The organism is Methylobacterium sp. CCH7-A2, from assembly GCF_001557075.1.
GTDB classification, from domain to species: Bacteria; Pseudomonadota; Alphaproteobacteria; order Rhizobiales; family Beijerinckiaceae; genus Allobosea; species Allobosea massiliensis.
The window spans coordinates 1-20,382 of sequence record NZ_LSKN01000203.1; the positions used below are offsets into that span (position 1 = coordinate 1).

A 20,382-nucleotide genomic window follows, 5' to 3' on the forward strand; every position below is an offset into this window, starting at 1 on the left:
CGTCCTCGCCGCCGGTGAAGCGCGGCGTCTGCAGCGAGAAGAAGAACACCATCTGCGCCAGCGCCAGCGTGATCATGGCGAAATAGATGCCCTGTCGCCGGATCGCGAGCGCACCGAAGACGAGGCCGAGCCCGCCGGAGACGGCCGTGCCGAGCAGGATCGCCAGCTCCGGCGTCAGGCCCCAGTTCTTGGCGGTATAGGCGCAGACATAGCTCGCCATGCCGAAATAGGCGGCGTGGCCGAAGGAGAGCAGGCCGCCATAGCCGAGCAGCAGGTTGAAGGCGAGCGCGAACAGCGCGAAGCAGAGCACCTTCATGACGAAGACCGGATAGGCCACGAAGGGCGCGATCACGAGCAGGATCGCGATGCCGATCATGATGGCGCGGTGCAGGCGCAGCGTGCCCTTGTCGGCTTCGCCCGGCAGGGGGGCGGCGGGCGCGTCGGTGGCGGCGATGTCGGCCATGGTCAAATCCTCGTCTCGCGGCGGGCGGCCATCACGCGGCCCGTCCGAACAGGCCGGCCGGCCGCACCAGCAGCACCAGCACCATGATGATGAAGATCACCGTCGCCGAGGCCTCCGGGTAGAAGACCTTGGTCAGCCCCTCGATCAGGCCGAGCGAGAAGCCGGTGACGATGGCGCCGAGGATCGAGCCCATGCCGCCGATGACGACGACGGCGAAGACGACGATGATGAGGTCGGCGCCCATGTTCGGGTTCACCGAATAGATCGGCGCCGCCAGCACGCCGGCGAAGCCCGCCAGCGCCACGCCGAAGCCATAGGTCAGCGTTACCAGCAGCGGCACGTTGATGCCGAAGGCCTGGGTCAGCGTCGGGTTCTCGGTCGCGGCGCGTAAGTAAGCGCCGAGCTTGGTCTTCTCGATCAGGAACCAGGTCGCGAGGCACACCACCAGCGAGGCGACGACGACCCAGCCGCGGTAATAGGGCATGAACATGAAGCCGAGATTCTGCCCGCCCCGCAGCTCGGCGGGGATCTGGTAGGGCAGGCCCGACGAGCCGAATTCGTTGCGGAACAGCCCCTGGATGATCAGGGCGAGGCCGAAGGTCAGAAGCAGCCCGTAGAGATGGTCGACATGGGCGATGCGCTTGAGCAGCAGCCGCTCGATCGCGATGCCCGTCGCCCCGACGACCAGCGGCGCCAGCAAAAGCGCCACCCAGTAGTTGATACCGAGATAGTTCAGGCACATCCAGGCGACGAAGGCGCCCATCATGTACTGGGCGCCATGGGTGAAGTTGATGATGTTGAGCAGCCCGAAGATCACCGCCAGCCCGAGGCTGAGGATGGCGTAGAACGAGCCGTTGATCAGGCCGAGAAGGACCTGGCCGAACAGCGCCTGGGGCGGAACACCGAGAAGTTCGAACATGCGGGGCTCAGATCATCTTTGCGGGCACTGGCAAGGTGGTAGCCATCATCCCGGACCGGGCGGTCCGGGATGATCCTAATCGGCGTCATGGTCGGGCCTGCCCCGACCATCTCGGAAACCAGAGCGCTCTGACCCTGAGATTCTCGGGTCAAGCCCGAGAATGACGCTGTCTCAAAGCCTCACTTCTTGACGAGCGGGCACTCGCTCTCGGCGAGCGGGCGGAAGGCCTGCTCGGCCGGCAGCACCGAGATCTGCTTGTAGTAGTCCCACGGCCCCTTCGACTCGCCCGGCTTCTTGACCTCGAAGAGATACATGTCGTGCATCTTGCGGCCGTCCGCGCGCACCGAACCCTTGCCGAAGAGCGGATCGTCGGTCGGCATTTCCTTCATCTTGGCCATCACCGCCGCCGAGTCCTTCGACTTCGCCGCCTCGACCGCCTTGAGATAGTGCAGCATGCCGGAATAGACGCCGGCCTGCACCATGGTCGGCTTCTTGCCGCCATTGGCCTTGGCGAAGCGGTCGGACCAGGTCCTCGTCTGGTCGTTGGTGTTCCAGTAGAAGGACTCCGTCAGCACCAGCCCCTGCGCGGTGGCGAGCCCGAGTGAATGCACGTCGGTGAGGAAGACGAGCAGCCCCGCCAGCTTCTGGCCGCCGGCGGTGATGCCGAATTCGCCCGCCTGCTTGATCGAGTTGATCGTGTCGCCGCCGGCATTGGCGAGGCCGATGACCTTGGCCTTGGAGGCCTGCGCCTGCAGCAGGAAGGACGAGAAGTCGGTGCCCGGGAAGGGCGTGCGGACCGCGCCGACGACCTTGCCGCCATTCCTGGTGACGATCGCGGCGGTGTCGCGCTCCAGCGCATGGCCGAAGGCGTAGTCGGCGGTGAGGAAATACCAGCTGTCGCCGCCGGCCTTCACCATGGCGCCGCCGGTGCCCTGGGCCAGCGCATAGGTGTCGTAGGTCCAGTGCACCGTATTGGGCGAGCAGGCCTTGCCGGTCAGGTCGGAGGAGGCCGCGCCGGAATTGATGTGGATCTTGTTTTTCTCGCGGGTGATCTGGTTGACCGCGAGCGCCACCGAAGAGGTCGGCACGTCGAGGATGAGGTCGACGCCGTCCTGGTCGTACCAGGTGCGGGCGATGGTCGAGCCGACGTCCGGCTTGTTCTGGTGGTCGGCCGAGACGATCTCGACCTTGATGCCCTTTTCGGCCGCCTTGAAGTCCTCGACCGCCATGCGCGCGGCGATCACCGAGCCCTCGCCCGAGAGGTCGGCATAGAGGCCGGAGCGGTCGTTCAGCACGCCCGCCTTGATGCTGATCTGCTGCGCGAGCGCCGGCGCCGCCATCAGCGCGGCGAAGGCGGTCGTGGTCAGGAACGTCTTGAGCTTCATGTGTCTCTCCCTGAGATTGGCGTCGTTTGCGACGTGATGTCCGATATGGATCGGATTGGGGGCCTTCGAATCCGCCGGAAGGCGGCCTTCAGACCCCGAGATAGCCGTGCAGCTTGTCGATATTGGCGTCGAGCTGATCGTTCTCGATCATGTCGATCACCTTGCCCTGCTCGACGACATAGTGACGGTCGGCGACCGTCGCGGCAAAGCGGAAGTTCTGCTCGACCAGGATGATCGTGTAGCCCTCCTGCTTGAGCTTGCGGATGGTCGCGCCGATCTGGTCGATGATGACCGGGGCGAGCCCTTCCGTCGGCTCGTCCAGCAGCAGGAAATGCGCGCCGGTGCGCAGGATGCGCCCGATCGCCAGCATCTGCTGCTCGCCGCCCGAGAGCTTGGTGCCCTGGCTCTTCAGCCGCTCCTTGATGTTGGGGAAGAGCGTGAAGATCTCGTCGAGCGAGAGCCCGCCGGGCCGCACGCGGGGCGGCAGCATCAGGTTTTCCTCGACGCTGAGCGAGGCGTAGATGCCGCGCTCCTCGGGCACATAGCCGATGCCGAGCCGCGCGATCGCCCGCGAGGGCAGCTGGATCGTCTCCGTACCCTCCAGCACGACCGAGCCCTTGCGCTTGCCGATGACGCCCATGATCGACTTCAGCGTGGTCGTCTTGCCGGCGCCGTTGCGGCCCAGCAGCGTCACGACCTCGCCCGGCGCGACGTCGAAATCGATGCCGTGCAGCACATGCGATTCGCCGTACCAGGCCTCGAGCCCGCGCACCTTCAGCATCGGCGCCGCCGCTCCGGCGGCGGAGGACCGCACGGCCTCAGTGAGCATGGCCGACTCCCGAACCGATATAGGCCTCGATCACGCGCGGGTCCTTCGACACCGCGGCATAGTCGCCCTCCGCCAGCACCTGACCGCGCGCCAGCACGGTGATGCGGTCCGACAGCGAGGCGACGACCGAGAGATTGTGCTCGACCATCAGGATGGTGCGGTTCGCCGAGACCTTGCGGATCAGCGCCTCGATCCGCTCGACATCCTCGCGGCCCATGCCGGCCATGGGTTCGTCGAGCAGCATCATCTCGGGATCGAGTGCGAGCGTCGTGGCGATCTCCAGCGCGCGCTTGCGGCCATAGCTGAGCTCGCCGGCGGGCAGCTCGGCGAAGGCGGCGAGGCCGACCGCATCGACCAGGCGCAACGCCTCGTCGTCGAGCGGCTGCAGCACCTCTTCCGAGCGCCAGAAATCGAACGAATCGCCGCGCTTGCGCTGCAGCGCGATCCGGACATTCGTCTTGACGCTGAGTTGCGGGAACACCGCCGAGATCTGGAAGGATCGGACCATGCCGAGGCGGGCGATGTCCGCCGGCTTCTGCCGCGTGATGTCGCGACCGTTATAGACGATCGAGCCCTTCGTCGGCGCAAGAAATTTTGTGAGCAGGTTGAAGCAGGTTGTCTTGCCGGCGCCGTTGGGCCCGATGAGCGCATGAATCGTCCCGCGCCTGACCTGCAGGTCCACGCCGTTCACCGCCGTGAAGCCCCCGAATTCCTTGGTCAAACCCGTCGTAGCGAGAATGATGTCCTCAGCCATGCGCAACGCTTGTCGTCGTCATCTTGGTCTTTCTTGTTCTCGACCGTCTCCCCTTGTATGGCATGCTGCACCGCGCTCGTCGCATGAGTCAACGCTGCGCGGGCGGGAATACGGCCTTGTGAATCAAGGCTCATCCCTTCGTCTTAGGCGCCCGGCCCGCCGGGCCTGCGTGACGGGCTCATCCAAATGGATGACGACCGGGCCGGGCCGACCGGGCTATGCCGCCCGGCGCTTTGAACCGGAAGCGCGCGCGGCGCGACCAAGCAGCGAAGATGGCGCGGAAGGCCGTTGGCGTCGGGGCAGTTTTCCAGTAGTGTTTCTGGCTGTTTCCTGGCGATCCTGTGGCCGTCCCATGGCGGCATCGGCCGGCTGCGCGTTTCCGCCGACGCGCGTCGGGCCTTTTCAAGACGTGGCGGGCCGATCAGGGAGGGTATCTTGAACTTCGCTCCGGGTTTGGACATTCGCGCCCGCCTCATGGCGGCGCTGCTCGGCTTGGTCGCGGTCCTGTTTGCCGTGCCCGCGCAGGCGGTACCCGAGCGCCGCGTCGCCCTCGTCATCGGCAACAGCGCCTATACGGCGGTGCCGCGCCTGGCCAATCCCCAACGGGACGCCACCGCCATCTCGGCCGCGCTCAAGCGCCTCGGCTTCGAGGTCGTCGAGGGCTATGACCTGCGCATGGACGAGATGACCGGCATCGTCCGTGAATTTGCCCAGAAGCTCGACGGCGCCAAGGCCGGCGTCGTCTACTATGCCGGCCACGGCATCGCGGTGGGCGATGAGAACTATCTCATTCCCGTCGATGCCTCGCTGAAATCCGAGGCCGATCTCGATTTTCGCGCCGTCAACGTGCAGCTGATCCTGCGCCAGATGCAGCGCGACGAGCGCGTCAACGTGCTGATCCTCGACGCCTGCCGCGACAACCCCTTCGCCACGCAGCTCGCCGCCAAGTCCCGCTCGGTCGCCCGCGGCCTGACCGCGATCGAGACGCAGTCGGCCTCGGGCATCCTGATCGCCTTCGCGACCGATCCGCGCTCCACCGCGCTCGACGGCGAGAAGGACGGCAACAGCCCCTTCACCGCCGCGCTGCTCAAGCATATCGAGACGCCCGAGGTGTCGATCACCACGGTAATGGACCGTGTCCGCGCCGATGTCTGGGAGTCGACCGGCAAGAAGCAGAAGCCCTGGACCAATTCCTCGATCATCGGCGAGTTCAAGCTGAACCCGACGCTCAAGCTCGCCGCGGTCGACCCCTCGGTGACGATCAAGGCGATCGACGGCGCCGTCCCGGTGCCGGCGACCCCGGCGCCGGTCGGGCTCGACCGTGCCCAGATGGACGTCCGCATGTGGGAGACGGCGGAGCGCGGCAACACTGCCGGCGATTACAAGGCCTATCTCGACGCCTTCCCCAACGGGCAGTTCGCCGCTTTCGCCAAGAATCGCCTGTCGCGGCTGGAGCCATCCTCGGTCGCCGTCGCGGCGCTTCCGGCCGCAGCCGGGGCGGCCGCCCTGTCTTCCGCTGCCGCGGCTGCCCTGCCGGCCTCGCGGGAGACGGGCCAGGCTGTCGCCGACGAGGCGATGAAGGGCGAGGTCGCCACGGCCGAGACGGAGGCCGCGCTCAAGCTGACCGCCAAGGACCGTCGCGAGCTGCAGCGTCGCCTGAGCCTCGCCGGCTTCAAGCCCGGCAAGACCAGCCCGAATTTCGGGCCGAGCCAGCGCGCCGCGATCAGGGAATGGCAGACGACGCGGGCGCTCTCCGCCACCGGCTTCCTCGCCCCGATGCAGCTCAGGGCGCTGCGCGCCCAGACCGAGCCGGCCTATCAGCGCGCTCTCGCCGAGGAGGCCAAGCCCGCGCCGGCCAAGACCCGGACCGCGCGCGAACCCGCCGAGCCGCAGCCCCGCACCCGCGGCGGCGTCGCCTATGAGCGCGACCCGGTGATCCGCCGCGATCTGGAGCGCGAGCGCGCCGGCGGCGGCAGCAGCGCCACGGGCGCCGCCATCTTCGGCGGCATCGTCGGCGGCGTCGTCGGCGGCGCGCTGGGCGGCGGCTTCCGCCGCTGATCGTGACGCCCGCCGCAACCCGGCGGGCGGTCATCTCGGCCTTCGAGACGCGGCGCCCGGCGCCGCGTTTTGCTTTTGGAGAACCGCTGGCGCGGCAAGATGCCGTTTTGGCCGAACGGAGAGTTGCCACCCGCCCGCCGGCTCGGCTAGTTCTGGACCGCGCCGTCCGGCGGCATCCTTTCAGCGGCAGAGGCGAGATGATGAAGAAGGTCTATCCGGACGCCACGGCGGCTCTCGCCGGCGTCATCAAGGACGGCATGACGATCATGGCGGGCGGCTTCGGCCTCTGCGGCATCCCCGACATCCTGATCGAGGCGGTCCGCGCGAGTGGCGCGAAGGACCTGACCTTCGTCTCCAACAATGCCGGCGTCGACGGCGCCGGCCTCGGCATCCTGCTCGAGACCCGCCAGATCCGGAAGATGATCTCGTCCTATGTCGGCGAGAACAAGCTCTTCGCGGAGCTCTATCTCTCCGGCCAGCTCGAGCTCGAATTCACGCCCCAGGGCACGCTGGCGGAGCGCATCCGCGCCGGCGGCGCCGGCATCCCTGCCTTCTTCACCAAGACGGGCGTCGGCACGCTGGTGGCCGAGGGCAAGGAGGAGCGCGAATTCAACGGCGAGCGCTACATCATGGAGCGCGGCATTTTCGCCGACGTCTCGCTGGTCCATGCCTGGAAGGGCGATACCGAAGGCAACCTCGTCTACCGGAAGACGGCGCGCAACTTCAATCCGATGATGGCGACCGCCTCGCGCTTCACCGTGGCGCAGGTCGAGCATCTGGTCGAGGCCGGCGAGATTGATCCCGACCACATGCACACGCCGGGCATCTTCGTGAAGCGGATCGTCCACACGCCGCAGAGCGTCAAGCGCATCGAGCAGCGCACCGTCCGCAAGCGCGCGGCCTGAGCGCGCGTTCCGTCCGGCCGGAACGGCCGGACGATCAGAATTCGCGCAAGAGAAAGATACGGAGTCGACCGACATGGCATGGACCCGCGAACAGATCGCCCAGCGCGCCGCCAAGGAGCTGAAGGACGGTTTCTACGTCAATCTCGGCATCGGCATTCCCACGCTGGTCTCGAACTACATCCCCGAGGGCATGTCGGTTCAGCTCCAGTCCGAGAACGGCATGCTCGGCATGGGCCCCTTCCCCTATGAGGGCGACGAGGACCCGGACCTGATCAATGCCGGCAAGCAGACGATCACCCAGCTGCCGACGACGAGCTTCTTCTCCTCGGCCGATTCCTTCGGGATGATCCGCGGCGGCCATATCGACCTCTCCATCCTCGGCGCCATGCAAGTCGCGAAGAATGGCGACCTCGCCAACTGGATGATCCCCGGCAAGATGGTGAAGGGCATGGGCGGCGCCATGGACCTCGTCGCCGGCGTCAAGAAGGTCGTCGTGGTGATGGAGCACGTCGCCAAGAACAAGGACGGCACCGAGTCGCCGAAGCTGCTCGAGGCCTGCGACCTGCCGCTGACGGGAGCGGGCGTCGTCGACATGGTGATCACCGATCTCGGCGTCTTCTCGATCGACGAGAATGGCGGCGGCATGACCCTGATCGAGCTGGCCGAGGGCGTCACCCTCAACGAGATCAAGGCGAAGACGGGCGCGACGTTCAAGGTGGCGGTTTGAGCTCATCCGTCATGGTCGGGCTTGTCCTGACCATCCACGTCTTCTGAGGTCGAGCGCTACGCTCAAGACGTGGATGCTCGCCACAAGGGCGAGCATGACGGCTGGACTATCGAACTTTGCCGCTCTCCCACCCCGCCTTGACCAGCTCTGGCAACTCGCTCTCGGCCTCCGGCCAGCCGACGCAGAGCCAGGCGATCAGCTTCCACGCCGGCGGCGCGCCCAGCGCCTCCCGCACCACCTCCGGCTCCAGGATCGAGACCCAGCCGACGCCGACGCCCTGAACCCGTGCCGCCAGCCAGAACTGCGTGATCGCGGCGACCACCGAATAATCCAGCATCTCCGGCATCGTTTTGCGGCCGAGGCCGTGGCCCTGTGCCGTGCCATGGTCGCAGAACACCGCGATCTGCTCGGGCGCCTCGCGCAGCCCTTCCAACTTCAGCTCCGCATAGAGCCGCGCCCGCTCGCCCTCGTAATCCGCGAGCGCCTCGGCATTGCAACGGCGGAAGCTCGCCAGCACGGCCTCCCTCTGCCCCGGATCGGCGACGCGAATCCAGCGCCAGGGCTGCGAATGGCCGACCGAGGGCGACAGCTCCGCCTGCGCCAGCAGCCGCTCGACCAGCCCGCCCGGCAAGGCGTCGCGCCGGAAGCGCCGGACATCGCGCCGCCAGGCCAGCAACGCGGCGAATTGCGCCGCGAAGGCTTCGTCGAAGTAGGGAGGGGAGTTGGACATCCTCCTCAGTCCTCATCCTGAGGAGCGCTGCGCAGCAGCGCGTCTCGAAGGATGATCCAGCTTGTGCGGGAGCCTCCTGGAACATCCTTCGAGACGCCGCTGCGCGGCTCCTCAGGATGAGGGCTGTGGGTTGATCGACAGACCATCATGCCGAGTCCGCCACCGCGATCGCATGAAAGAACGACCCCGTGACGTGCCCGCGCCGGCTGCCCGCAGGCGCGGGCGCCGAGCCATGCGGATCGGTGACCAGCGCCAGCGGCGGGTCCTCGCCTTGGGTGACGATCGTCGCGTAGTGGAACTCATGGCCGGTCAGCGCGTCGCCGGCTGCGCCGAGCGGCGCATCGGCCTCCAAAATGGCGCGGCGATAGCCGAGAGTCATCGTCCGCTTCGCGAAGGAGGTCTCGACCGAGAGCAGGCCGGCCATCGCGTGGGGGACGCCGTCCGCATCGATCAGGCTCCGCCCCAGCACCATGTAGCCGCCGCACTCGCCATGCACCGGCCGTGTCTCGGCAAAGGCGCGCAGGCCGCCGAGAAAGCGGCCGGCGCCGGCCAGCCGCCCCGCATGCAACTCCGGATAGCCGCCCGGCAGCCAGCAGGCATCGCAATCCTCGGGCGGCGGCTCGTCCGCCAGGGGCGAGAACGGCACCAGCACGGCGCCGGCCGCCCGCCAGCCCGCCTCGACATGGGGATAGACGAAGCTGAAGGCGGCATCGCGCGCGATCGCGATCCGGCGGCCGGGCGCCGGCAGGCGCAGAATCGTCATCGAAGAAGCCGGCAAACGAGTTGCCTGGGCCACTCCCCTCACCGCGTCGAGATCGACCGCCGCCGCCACCGCATCGGCCAGCGCCTCGAGCCTGGCTTCGAGATCGGCGGTCTCGCCCGCCTGCACCAACCCGAGATGGCGCTCGGGCAGGATCAGGCTTGCCTCGCGCGGCAGCGCGCCGAGCACGGGCAGGCCGATTGTGTCCATCCCCTGCGTCACCAGCCGGCGGTGCCGCTCGCTGGCGACCTTGTTGAGGATGACGCCGGCGATGGTGATGCGCGGATCGTAATGCATGGAGCCGAGCGCGATGGCCGCCGCCGACTGCGCCTGGCCGGAGACGTCGATCACCAGCACGATCGGCCAGCCCAGCAGCGCGGCGATGTCGGCGCTCGCGCCGGTATGTCCCTCCGGCCCCGGCACGGCGTCGAAGAGCCCCATCGACCCCTCGGCGATGACGAGGTTGGCTCCATCAGCCGCATCGCCCGCGATCGCGCGCAGCAGCGCGTCGGGCATGGCGAAGGAATCGAGATTGGCGCTCGGCGCCCCGGTCGCAGCGGCATGGAAGGCCGGGTCGATATAATCAGGCCCGCATTTCAAGCCGCGCACCACCAGTCCGCGCCGCGTCAGCGCCCGCTGCAGGCCGAGGGTGATCGTGGTCTTGCCCGAGCCGGAGCGCGGCGCGGCGATGATCAGGCCGGGCGCTGTCATACCCCGCCCCCCGGCCGGAAGCGGCGGTCGTAGCCGGTGGAATACAGCGCGCTCTCGCCGAAATCCTCGGCCGCCAGCGCTGGGCCGACCAGGATCAGCGCGGTCCGCTCCAGCCCGGACTCGCGCACCTGCGCGGCGATCGTGGAAAGCGTCCCACGCAGCACACGCTCGTCCGGCCAGGAGGCACGGAAGACGATCGCGACCGGGCAGGTCTCCCCGTAGAAGGGCGACAGCTCTGCCACGACCTGCTCGGCGACATGGATCGAGAGATGGATCGCCAGCGTCGCGCCCGAGGCGGCGAAGGTGGCGAGACGCTCGCGCTCCGGCATGGCCGAGGCCCGGCCCGAGGTCCGCGTCAGCACGAGCGATTGCGCCAGCCCCGGCAAGGTCAACTCGCGCTTCAGCGTCGCGGCGGCGGCCGCAAAGGCCGGCACGCCCGGCGTCACGCTGTAGGGGATGGCGAGCGCGTCGAGCCTTCGCATCTGCTCGCCCGTCGCGCTCCAGATCGAGAGATCGCCGGAATGCAGCCGCGCCACATCCTGCCCGGCCTCATGGGCGGCCTGCATCTCGGCGAGGATCGCGTCGAGATCGAGCGGGGCGGTGTCGACGATGCGCGCGCCCGGCGGGCACCAGTCGAGCATCGCCTTGGGGATCAGAGAGCCCGCATAGAGGCAAACCGGGCAGGAGGCGATCAGGTCGCGGCCCCGCAACGTGATGAGGTCGGGCGCGCCGGGCCCGGCGCCGATGAAATGGATGGTCATGCCGCGCGCTTCATGATGATGACCGCGCCAGCGCGCAGGTGACGCGGGCGGTGGCGATGCGCGGCTGCACCAGCGTTCCGCCCGGCCCGGCGGCCGCCAGCGCGGCGGCTTCCGCCACCGAGCCGACGCCGTAGAGCGAGGCGATCCGCGTCGAGCGCGTCGCGCAGCTGGCCTCGAAACCTTTGAGCGCCTCGTCGGGCACGCCGACCACCTCGGCGGCCCGGCTGACGGCGGCGGCCGCGAGCCCGGGTTCGCCGATCCGGCTCGCCAGCGTCGCCAGACGCGGCGTCGCCTCGCCCGACAGGCCGGCGATCGCCAGCGCCTCGTCGAGGCAGGCGAGGATATCGGCCTCGCTGGTGTCGGCGCGCAGGCCCAGCCCGACGACGAGACGGCCGGTCATGGCTTCTCGACCCGCCACTGCGTCACCGGCATCGCCGGCCGCCAGCCATGCTTGCCGCCGACGGGAACGAGCCGGTCGATCGCGATGCGCCTCAGCGAGCCGCCATGCAGCGCATGCAGCGCCGCGAGCTTCGCCTCGCCCTCCAGCGTGACGACATTGGCGACGAGGCGCCCGCCGGGCTTCAGCGCCGCCCAGGCGCCCTCGAACAGCCCCTCGACCGTGAGCCCGCCGCCGATGAAGACGGCATCGGGCGAAGGTTGCCCGGCAAAGCCCTCCGGCGCGGCGCCGGTGACCTTCACCGACAGCCCGCCGAGTTCGAGGCTGTTGCGGGTGATCCGCTCGATGCGCTCCGCCTTGGACTCGAAGGCGATGGCCGCGTTGCGCGGATGGCGCTGGCACCATTCGATGCCGACCGAGCCCGATCCCGCGCCGACATCCCAGAGCAGTTCGCCCGCCCGCGGGGCGAGCGCGGAGATGGTGATGGCGCGGACCTCGGATTTGGTGATCTGCCCGTCATGGGCGAACCACTCCTCGTCCAGGCCGGGCGCCAGCGGCAGCACGCGCGCATCCCGGCCGGCATCGACGGCCACCGCGATCATGTTGAGCGGCACGATGTCGTCGAAGGCAAAGGCATCGGCGCGCGTCTCACGGATGCGCTCCTGCGGCCCGCCGAGCGATTCCAGAACCGTGATGCGGCTCGCCCCCATGCCGCGCGCGGTCATCAGTTCGGCGACCGCCCGCGGCGTCGTCTCGTCCCAGGACAGAGCGAGGATGCGCGCCTGCGGCTGCAGATGCGGCACGATCCGGTAGAGCGTGCGGCCATGCAGCGAGACCAGCGCGCACTCCTCCTGCGGCCAGCGCATCCGGGTGCAGGCCATCGAGAAGGAGGAGGATTGCGGGATGATCCGCATCTCCGCGGCGGGGATGGCCCGGCTCAGGCTGTTGCCGATGCCGTAATGGAACGGGTCGCTGGTCGCCAGCACGCAGACCTTGCGGCCACGCTCGGCCAGGATCTGCGGCAGCGCGTTGCGGAAGGGCTGCGGCCAGGGCCGCAGTTCGCCGGGCACCGAGCCGACCAGCGCGATATGTCGCTCGCCGCCGAAGACGATCTCCGCTTCGGCCAGCGCGGCCTTCGCCTGCTCGCAGAGCCCCGATGGGCCGTCCTCGCCCAGCCCGATCAGGGACAGCCAGGGCGCCTGCGCCTCGCCTGCGCCGCTCGACAGATTCGGGTTTTCAAGCGTAACTGGGGACATGACCGTGCTCATCCTCGGTGGAACCGGCGAAGCGGCGACGCTCGACCAGCATCTGGCCGAGCAGGCGCCCGATATCCGCGCCATCATCTCGCTGGCGGGCCACACCGTCGACCCCCGCCCGGCGAATCTGCCGGTGCGCGTCGGCGGCTTCGGCGGGGTCGAAGGTCTCAGGCAATATCTGCGCGAGGAGGGCATCATTGCCGTCATCGACGCGACGCATCCCTTCGCGGCGATCATGCCCTTCAATGCCGAGCATGCCTGCAAGGCCGAAGGCGTGCCGCTGCTCGCCATCCGCCGCGCGCCCTGGCAGCGGCAAGCCGGCGACGACTGGCGCGACGTTCCCGACATGGAGGCCGCGGCGGCCGCGCTGGGGGAGGCGCCCCGTCGCGTCTTCCTGACCATCGGCCGGCTCGATCTGCCGGTCTTCGCGCAGGCGCCGCAGCATCACTACCTCGTGCGCGCCATTGAGCCGATCGGCGATCGCCTGCCGGTGCCGCATGTCGAGGTCATCCAGCAGCGCGGCCCCTTCCGCGCCGAGGACGAGGAGGTGCTGCTGCGCGAGAAGCGCATCGAGCTGCTCGTCAGCAAGAACTCCGGCGGCGACGCCACGGCGGGCAAGCTCGTTGCGGCGCGCCGGCTCGGCCTGCCGGTGATCATGGTCGCCCGCCCGCCCAAGCCGGATGTCGAGACCGTCGCCCATGTCGATCAGGTCCTGCCTTGGCTGGTGGCGCAGGGGCTCTTTGTCACCGAGCGCGGCGTGTAGACCCAAGGCGCGGCCTCGCCGGGCCGCGTGATCAGCCGCGTGCTCGACGCGCCGATGATCACCAGCGTCGCCATGTCCGCAGTCGCCGCCGTTTCGATCGCGTCTTCCAGCGCCAGGATGCGCAGGGCCTCGTCGGGGCGCCCGACGGCGCGGGCGAAGATCACCGGCGTCTGCGGATCACGATGGCGGGCGGCGAGTTCCAGCGCCGCGCGCAGCTGCCACGGCCGCGCCTTCGAGATCGGGTTGTAGAGGCATGTCACGAGGTCTGCGGCGAGCACCGCTGCGAGCCGCGCGGTCACCACCTCCCAGGGCTTGAGATTGTCCGAGAGCGAGATCGCGCAGAAATCGCCGCCCAGCGGCGCGCCGGCCTTCGCCGCCGCCGCCAGCATCGCGGTGATGCCGGGCTCGATCGCGATCGGCAGGGCAATCCAGGCGGGGTCGCCCGCCTCCAGCGCCTCGAACACGGCCGCCGCCATGGCGAAGACGCCGGGGTCGCCGCCGGAGACGACCGCGACGGACTTCCCCGCCGCCGCCAGCCGTAGCGCATGCGTCGCCCGGTCGACCTCGACGCGGTTGTCGGAGGCATGCTTGGTCTGGCCGTCGCGCGTGGGGATGCGGTCGAGATAGGGCCCGTAGCCGATCAGGTCGGAGGCAGAGTCGATTGCGGCCTGCGCCGCCGGCGTCAGCCACTGCGCCGGGCCGGGCCCGAGGCCGACAATGGTGAGGGAGCCGCTCACAGCCGCCGCCCCTCGCCGGGCACCAGCACCATCGAGAAATAGGGCGCCTCCGCGTCGCCGCGCTCGCTGAGGCGGATGATGGCCTGGCCGGCCATCGTCGCCTGCTCGACATAGATCGCCCGCCCGATCAGCCCGGTGGCCCCGAGCGCGCGACGCACCTTCGGCAGGTTGCGGCCGAGCTTCATGATCACGGCGGCGTCGGTGTCGGCGAGGCGCCGGACCAGCTCGGCCTCGGGCAGCGTGCCGGGCAGCACGGTCAGGATGTCGTCGCCCCAGGTGATCGGCGCGTTGGCGCGCGTCCAGGCGCCGGCCATGCCGGTGACGCCGGGCACCACCTCGGTGGGGAAGCGATGCGACAGCCGCCGCCACAGATGCATGAAGGAGCCATAGAAGAACGGGTCGCCGTCGCAGAGCACCGCGACGCTGCGCCCGGCCTCCATCTCGGCGGCGAGCAGGGCGGCGGAGTCGTCGTAGAACTGCGTGATCGGGCCGCTATAGCCCTCGTCCTCGACCGGGACCTCGATCGTCACGGGAAAAGCGAGTTCGATCTCGCGGGCGGCATCTTGCCCGACGACCGCATCGGCCGTGATGCGGGCATGGCCGCGCCGGCCGCGCTTGCAGAAATGCACCAGCCGGTCGGCACTCAGGATGATGTCGCGGGCCCGCACGGTCATGTAGTCCGGGTCGCCGGGGCCCAGGCCGACGCCGAACAGCAGTGTCTGTCCCAAAGGCTTCCTGGCCGGCTCGAAGCTCACCGGCTCACTCCTTCTCTTGCGCCAGCGCGTTGACGGCGGCTGCCGCCATCGCCGAGCCGCCGCGCCGCCCATGCACGACGAGGAAGGGCACGCGCCCGTCCTGCGCCAGCGCCTGCTTCGATTCCGCCGCGCCGACGAAGCCGACGGGGATGCCGATCACGGCAGCCGGCTTCGGCGCCCCGGCGTCGAGCATCTCCAAAAGCCGGAACAGCGAGGTCGGTGCATTGCCGATGACGACGAGCGCGCCCGCGAGATGCGGCCGCCACAGCTCCATCGCCGCGGCCGAGCGTGTCGTCCCCATCTCGGCGGCCAGCGGCGCGGTGCGCGGATCGTCGAGCGTGCAGATCACCGGGTTGCGCGCCGGCAGGCGGGATGGCGTCACGCCGTTCGCTACCATCTTGGCGTCGCAGAGGATCGGCGCGCCGGCCTTCAGCGCGGCCTCGGCAGCGCCCGCGAAATCGGGCGACATCTCCACATCATCGGGCAGATCGGTCATGCCGCAGGCATGGATCATCCGCACCACGACATGGGCGGCGCGGCCGGCAAAGCGCGAGAGATCGGCTTCGGCCCGGATGATCGCGAAGGAGCGCTCATAGATCGCCCCACCATCGCGGATATAGTCGTAGCCCGTCGTCACTTGGTCGGTCCTGAAAGCCGGCCCGCCGCGCGCAGGCGGGCATGAAGGTCCTGTCCGGGCTGCAATCGCGTCAGCAGGGCGGAAAGGTCAAGGGTGGCGACGGCGCTGTCCCGGGCGCCGCCGCCGATGACGATGCGGTAGCGCCCGCTTTCTCCGACCAGCGTGAGGTCGGAGGCGCCGGGCCGCGCGCAGGATTTGACGCAGCCCGAAACATGCAGGCTCAGCCCCGCGGCGAGGTCAGGCGCCAGCACTTGCGCGAGGCGCGCTGCATCCGCCATCGCCGGAGCCTCCGCCCGGCTGCAGGCGGGTGCGCCGGCGCAGGCCTGAACCGACAGGCGCGGGTCGTCGTCACAAGTGATCAGGCCATCCGCCGCCGCGCCGTCCAGCAGGGCTATCGCGTTGGCCTCGGACAGCCCGCGAAAAGCGAGGCCACGCCAGGGCGAGAGGCGGATCTCCGGGCAGCCGAGCATTTCGGACGCCTGTGCGAGACGGTCGAGCGTCGCGGCCGCCGCGCGACCGAAGGGCAGCCCGACCAGTGCGGCATGGCTCTCACCGAGCGCGAACAGCCCGGCCCGCCGGGACGCGGGGCGCGCTGCCGGCGCCTCGGTGGCGGGGAGGTCCGTGAGCGCTGCCAGTTCGTCGGCTGCGAGATCGCCCATGCGGCGGATGGCATCGGGTGTCTGCGCCCGCTTCGCGGCGAAGCGGGCCAGGACCTGGGCGACGACGGCTCCGGCCTCGCTTTCCGCGAGGGGCCCGAACCAGAGCCGGTCCGCCAGCGCCATCACCACCCGCCCCGGCGCGGTCGCGACGATGCGAAGATCGCCCGCGAAGGCCTCGAGCGACGATTCACCGCCCCCATCGACGACGACGGCGAACTTGGCAGGCAGGCCGCTGACCTCGCGCGCGCGCGCCTCGATCTCGGCCGCGAGGGCGAGCGCGTCGATCCGGTCTCCGAGGCCGTCATTCCGGGGCAGGCCGCAGGCCTGAGCCCGGAACCCATGAACACTGTCTTGGATGCAAGAGGCGCCCAACGGGCCTGCACGTCCTGAGGCTTCGTCGTGTTCATGGATTCCGGGCTCTTCGCTCCGCGAAGCCCCGGAATGACAGCCGAGCTGCGCTAGCGGCGAGACCAGCGTCAGCCTTTGCGGCCCGTCGCCGTCATGCTCGTCGACCAGCCGCTCCGCCAGCAGCGTCGCGACCAGCGCCGGATGGCTGCCCGCCGTCACGCCGCGCAATTGCATGTTGCCGCGCGCCGAAATCTCGATCAGCCCGTTGCCGTGCCGGGCGGCCAGCGCCGCGATGCGCTGCAGTTGCGCCGGGGTCAGCCGCGCGCCCGGCGGATGCAGCCGCACCAGCCAGCCATCGCCGGTTTCCATCGGCTTGAGCGTGCTCGGGCACCAGCCGCGCCGGAGCGTGTCGGGGGAAGGCGCGTTCATTCCGCCGCTTCCCGCGTCGCGGGCATGCCCGCCAGAAACGCCCCCACCGAGTTGCGCCGGCTCGTCCACAGGCCGCGCCGCGCCGCCTCCGCCAGCCGCGCGCGGATCGCCTCCGCGGCCGGAGCATTGGCGGCCTCGATCGCGGACCAGACCGCGGCATCGGCGCACCAGGCCTGGAAGACCGCGTCGAACAGCCCGTCCGCGACGGCATCGGTGCTCGCGGCGAAGACGAAGAGCGTGTCCACCACTTCCGCCAGTTCCGCCGCGCCGCGCCAGCCATGGGCGAGATGGGAGGCGATCCAGCGCGGATGCGTCAGCCGGCCATGGACGATGCGGGCGATGTCCTCCACCACCGTGCGCGCCTTCGGCGTCTCCGGGTTCGAGCTGTCGAGGCTGTAGAGCGAGGGGTTGGCGCCGAGCGACTGTGCCGCGGCCGCGAGCCCGCCGATGACGTCGGCGGCGCTTGATGCTTCCAGAATGTCGCGCCCGGCGGTGTCGCTGACATGCACGAAGGCGTCGGCTGTCCGGATTCGGGCGGAGAAGCTGTCATCGGCATGCCCCGCGCCCTCCGGACCGCCATAGGCGTGGCTGGAGGCGGCGAGATAGGCCGCGCCCAGCTCGTTGCGGCTGGTCCAATGGCCATCGAGCGCACGGTCGGCGACGGCCGCGCCATAACGGCCCGGTGCGGCGCCGAACACCCGCGCCCCGGCCTCGCCGCGACGGCGGGCCGCGGCGGGCTCGTTCCACTCGTCGGGCTCGTCCAGCATCGCGACCGCGCGCGCCGCCGCGTCGAGCAGCGCGACTTGGCTCGGAAACGTGTCGCGGAAGGCGCCCGAGATGCGCACGGTGACGTCGATACGCGGATGGTCGAGCTTCGGCTGCGGCGTGATCGCGAAACCGGTGACGCGCGTCGAGGCATCGTCCCAGAGCGGGGCTGCGCCCATCAGCGCCAGCGCATGGGCGATGTCCTCGCCGCCCGAGCGCAGCGTCGGCGAGGCCCACAGATCCATCACGATCCGGCGCGGCGGCTCGCCCTCATCCTGCAGGTGGCGCGCGATGACGGCCTGCGCCGCCAGCGCGCCGAGCCGTGCGGCCGCTCGGGTCGGGATCGCGCGCGGGTCGAGCGTCGAGAGGTTGCGCCCGGTCGGCAGCACATCCGGCCGGCCGCGATGCGGCGAGCCGGCGGGGCCGGGCGGCACGAAGCGCCCGTCGAGCGCGCGCAGCAGCCCCTCGCGCTCGGCCTGCGCGGACGCGGGATCGAGCGTCGACCGGCCGAAGACGTGTAAGCCATCGCGGAACGGCAGTTCTGCGATGTCGCAGAGATGCGCGTCGAGCCGCGTCAGGGCCTCTGCCATCGGCAGGTCCAGCGTCACGCCGCAGGATTCCGCCAGCCCGCTGGCCTGGGCCCGCGCCCGGATCTCGCTCGCGACGATGTCGGCCCGGCGCGGATCGAGCACCTGCGCCTGGCTGAACTCCTCGACGAGGTCGCGCAGCAGCGCCGTCTCGCCGCCAGCCCCGATCTCCGCCAGCGGCGGCGGCAGATGGCCGAGCGTCACCGCCGAGAGCCGGCGCTTGGCCGGCGCGGCCTCGCCGGGGTCGTCGACCACATAAGGATAGACCACCGGCAGCCCCTGCGTGACCAGCCGCGGCCAGCAGCAGGCCGACAGCGCCACCGCCTTGCCCGGCAGCCATTCGGTCGTACCATGGGTGCCCAGATGGATCAGCGCGTCGATGCCGGCCGTCTCGTGCAGGGCGCGGTAGAAGGCGAGATAGCCATGGGAGGGCGGTGCATCGGGGTCGTGATAGCGCGCCTTCCGGTCCGGCGTCGCATCGCGCGGCGGCTGCAGCGCGATGGTGAGGGCACCGTCAGCGACGGCGCGGAAGCGGAAGGCGCCGCCGCTGATGGCCGGATCGGCCTCGGGCGCGCCATGGGCGGCGAGCAGCGTCTCGCGGGCGTCGGTGGGGATGGTGGCGAGCCAGGCGCGATAGGCGTCGAGCGGGAGGGCGAGGTCGGCGGGGTCGGTGGTGAGGGCGGCCATGAGGGTTTGGCCGTCATTGCGAGCGCAGCGAAGCAATCCAGAACCGTCTCGCTCGACGTCCCACTGGATTGCTTCGCTGCGCTCGCAATGACGGAAAGGGATGTCGTACCCCGCCTCCGCCAGCAGCACCCGGATCGCGCTAACGCTCGCCGGCGTGTCGAGCCCGACGGCGAAACCCGCCCGCCCGCCGCGCGCGGGATAATCCGACATCACCAGCGCCAGCCGGCGCGCGGCAACCGGCTTGGCGGACAGAGCGATCCAGCCGGCGACGAGATCGGCGAGCGCGGCGACGCCATCCGCGTCGGGCACCAGCCGGCGCGTCGCCAACCCCGTCGCGGGGTCGGTGGTCTCGGCCTTGAAGGCGACCGGAATGGTGCCCAGCCGCCCGTCGAATTCCGGCAGCGCCACCTGCATGGCGAGGTCGGCTGCCGAGAGGCCCCGCGCCGAGGCCGCCCAGGCGTCGCGGGCACTGCCGACCGGCATCGCCTGAAACACCGGACAATCGGCGCCGTCGAGCACGAAATCGGCGCCCTCGCGGGCGGAGAAGGCGGTGGTGGTGACGATCGCCGCCGGCTGCCGCGTCGCGATCAACGCTGCGAGTTCGGCGGTCACCGTAGGGTCCTTCAGGCTGGTCAGGGCCAGGATCAGCGGGGCCTGTCCGCGCGCGGTCAGCGCCGCGGCGAGCGCTTCGCCGGTGGCGGTGTCGCCGGCGCTGACCGCCGAGCGATAGACCAGGATCGGCACGAAGGGTCGGTCGGGCAGCGCTGCGAGCGCCTCGCGCCAGGGCCTCGGCGCGGCGTAGGCGCCCAGCGCGAAGAGAGACGGGAGAGGCAGGGGCGCGAAATTAGACGACGGCCGGTCGCGACCGAGGTAACCCGCTGCCATCGCCAGCAGGCGCCGCATGTTTTCCGCGCCGCCGCCGGCATGGAAATAGGACAGGATTGCGCGCGCGCAGCCCGGCGGCACGGTGCCGTACTCGGCGAGCCGCGCGTCGTCGCGGTCGTCGCCGGGCAGCACCGCCAGCGCGATGCCCCTGGCGCGGCAGGTCTCGCTGAGCTGTTCGATGCCGTAGCGCCAGTAGTCCAGCCCGCCGAGGCACCGCACCAGCACAAAACGGGTCTTCGCCACCGTCTTCTCGATCAGGAGGTCGACCGAAAGCGGATGCCGCAGCCGCCGCAGCGAGGCGAGGCGGACGGTGAGATCACAGTCACTGGCCGCCGCCGAAATGGCGGAGAGATCGCTGTCGGCGAAGGACAGGACGAGGACATCTCCCGGAGGCAGGCTGAGATCGACGGCGTCTTCGCCGTCGTCGAGCCTGATCTCGCTGGTCGGGAGCAGATGCATGCCTGGCTTTCGAAAA

Annotated in this window: 18 protein-coding genes and 1 pseudogene; 4 read left to right on the top strand and 15 right to left on the bottom strand. The window is 70.0% G+C overall.

Annotated elements, in window-relative coordinates; translation table 11 throughout:
* From AX750_RS15205 to AX750_RS15225, 5 genes and pseudogenes are all read right to left on the bottom strand, one after another.
* Window positions 1-463, bottom strand: a pseudogene (locus tag AX750_RS15205) (branched-chain amino acid ABC transporter permease); the annotation flags it as partial.
* Between the two features lie 31 nt (window positions 464-494).
* A complete protein-coding gene (locus AX750_RS15210) occupies window positions 495-1,382 on the bottom strand; it encodes a branched-chain amino acid ABC transporter permease (protein ID WP_066726478.1) in 888 nt (295 codons plus the stop codon).
* Between the two features lie 179 nt (window positions 1,383-1,561).
* On the bottom strand, window positions 1,562-2,722 hold the full coding sequence (locus tag AX750_RS15215; RefSeq protein ID WP_245282408.1) for an ABC transporter substrate-binding protein: 1,161 nt from the start codon (window positions 2,720-2,722) through the stop codon (window positions 1,562-1,564).
* A gap of 133 nt (window positions 2,723-2,855) precedes the next feature.
* The gene (locus AX750_RS15220) at window positions 2,856-3,596 is read right to left on the bottom strand and encodes an ABC transporter ATP-binding protein (protein WP_066726486.1); all 741 of its coding nucleotides are present in this window, start codon (window positions 3,594-3,596) and stop codon (window positions 2,856-2,858) included.
* Entirely contained in the window at window positions 3,586-4,350 is a 765-nt protein-coding gene (locus AX750_RS15225; protein WP_066726487.1) for an ABC transporter ATP-binding protein, read from the bottom strand. Before AX750_RS15225 ends, AX750_RS15220 begins: the two co-directional genes overlap by 11 nt.
* Window positions 4,351-4,785: 435 nt before the next feature.
* Between AX750_RS15225 and AX750_RS15230 the strand changes: the two genes are divergently transcribed.
* The 3 genes from AX750_RS15230 (at window position 4,786) to AX750_RS15240 (ending at window position 8,040) form a co-directional block, all read left to right on the top strand.
* Window positions 4,786-6,408 (top strand): caspase family protein, encoded by a 1,623-nt coding sequence (locus AX750_RS15230; protein WP_156446695.1) that lies wholly within the window; start codon window positions 4,786-4,788, stop codon window positions 6,406-6,408.
* Window positions 6,409-6,608: 200 nt separating this feature from the next.
* Window positions 6,609-7,313, top strand: a complete 705-nt coding sequence (locus AX750_RS15235) for a CoA transferase subunit A (RefSeq protein ID WP_066726491.1) — start codon at window positions 6,609-6,611, stop codon at window positions 7,311-7,313.
* Window positions 7,314-7,386: 73 nt separating this feature from the next.
* A complete protein-coding gene (locus AX750_RS15240) occupies window positions 7,387-8,040 on the top strand; it encodes a 3-oxoacid CoA-transferase subunit B (protein WP_066726490.1) in 654 nt (217 codons plus the stop codon).
* A gap of 106 nt (window positions 8,041-8,146) precedes the next feature.
* Here AX750_RS15240 and bluB read toward each other — a convergent pair whose 3' ends face one another.
* From bluB to AX750_RS15265, 5 genes are all read right to left on the bottom strand, one after another.
* The gene (gene bluB, locus AX750_RS15245; protein ID WP_067254639.1) at window positions 8,147-8,770 is read right to left on the bottom strand and encodes a 5,6-dimethylbenzimidazole synthase; all 624 of its coding nucleotides are present in this window, start codon (window positions 8,768-8,770) and stop codon (window positions 8,147-8,149) included.
* 145 nt (window positions 8,771-8,915) lie between these two features.
* Window positions 8,916-10,241 carry a cobyrinate a,c-diamide synthase gene (locus tag AX750_RS15250; RefSeq protein WP_066735454.1) on the bottom strand — a complete coding sequence of 442 codons (1,326 nt, stop codon included), beginning with the start codon at window positions 10,239-10,241 and terminating at the stop codon, window positions 8,916-8,918.
* The gene (gene cobM / locus AX750_RS15255; protein WP_066721554.1) at window positions 10,238-11,002 is read right to left on the bottom strand and encodes a precorrin-4 C(11)-methyltransferase; all 765 of its coding nucleotides are present in this window, start codon (window positions 11,000-11,002) and stop codon (window positions 10,238-10,240) included. The genes AX750_RS15250 and cobM overlap by 4 nt, the downstream gene beginning before the upstream one ends.
* 10 nt (window positions 11,003-11,012) lie before the next feature.
* Complete coding sequence (locus AX750_RS15260) at window positions 11,013-11,402, bottom strand: cobalamin biosynthesis protein (RefSeq protein ID WP_066721552.1); 390 nt, start codon at window positions 11,400-11,402, stop codon at window positions 11,013-11,015.
* Window positions 11,399-12,655, bottom strand: coding sequence for a bifunctional cobalt-precorrin-7 (C(5))-methyltransferase/cobalt-precorrin-6B (C(15))-methyltransferase (locus AX750_RS15265; RefSeq protein ID WP_066721549.1), 1,257 nt, complete (start codon window positions 12,653-12,655; stop codon window positions 11,399-11,401). The genes AX750_RS15260 and AX750_RS15265 overlap by 4 nt, the downstream gene beginning before the upstream one ends.
* Here AX750_RS15265 and AX750_RS15270 point away from each other — a divergent pair.
* Window positions 12,654-13,418: a cobalt-precorrin-6A reductase gene (locus AX750_RS15270; protein WP_066721547.1), complete on the top strand. Its 765-nt coding sequence runs from the start codon at window positions 12,654-12,656 to the stop codon at window positions 13,416-13,418. The two genes, AX750_RS15265 and AX750_RS15270, sit on opposite strands and share 2 nt — an antisense overlap.
* Here AX750_RS15270 and cobJ read toward each other — a convergent pair.
* Genes cobJ through cobN form a run of 5 tightly spaced genes read right to left on the bottom strand, consistent with a single transcriptional unit; the run spans window position 13,361 to window position 20,366 of the window.
* Entirely contained in the window at window positions 13,361-14,155 is a 795-nt protein-coding gene (cobJ, locus tag AX750_RS15275) for a precorrin-3B C(17)-methyltransferase (RefSeq protein WP_066721545.1), read from the bottom strand. The two genes, AX750_RS15270 and cobJ, sit on opposite strands and share 58 nt — an antisense overlap.
* Window positions 14,152-14,910, bottom strand: a complete 759-nt coding sequence (locus tag AX750_RS15280; protein ID WP_066721543.1) for a precorrin-2 C(20)-methyltransferase — start codon at window positions 14,908-14,910, stop codon at window positions 14,152-14,154. The genes cobJ and AX750_RS15280 overlap by 4 nt, the downstream gene beginning before the upstream one ends.
* 4 nt (window positions 14,911-14,914) lie before the next feature.
* Window positions 14,915-15,547 carry a precorrin-8X methylmutase gene (locus AX750_RS15285; protein ID WP_066721541.1) on the bottom strand — a complete coding sequence of 211 codons (633 nt, stop codon included), beginning with the start codon at window positions 15,545-15,547 and terminating at the stop codon, window positions 14,915-14,917.
* Entirely contained in the window at window positions 15,544-16,983 is a 1,440-nt protein-coding gene (locus AX750_RS15290; protein ID WP_066721538.1) for a hypothetical protein, read from the bottom strand. The genes AX750_RS15285 and AX750_RS15290 overlap by 4 nt, the downstream gene beginning before the upstream one ends.
* Window positions 16,980-20,366, bottom strand: coding sequence for a cobaltochelatase subunit CobN (cobN, locus tag AX750_RS15295; protein WP_066721536.1), 3,387 nt, complete (start codon window positions 20,364-20,366; stop codon window positions 16,980-16,982). The genes AX750_RS15290 and cobN overlap by 4 nt, the downstream gene beginning before the upstream one ends.
* Window positions 20,367-20,382: the final 16 nt, after the last annotated feature.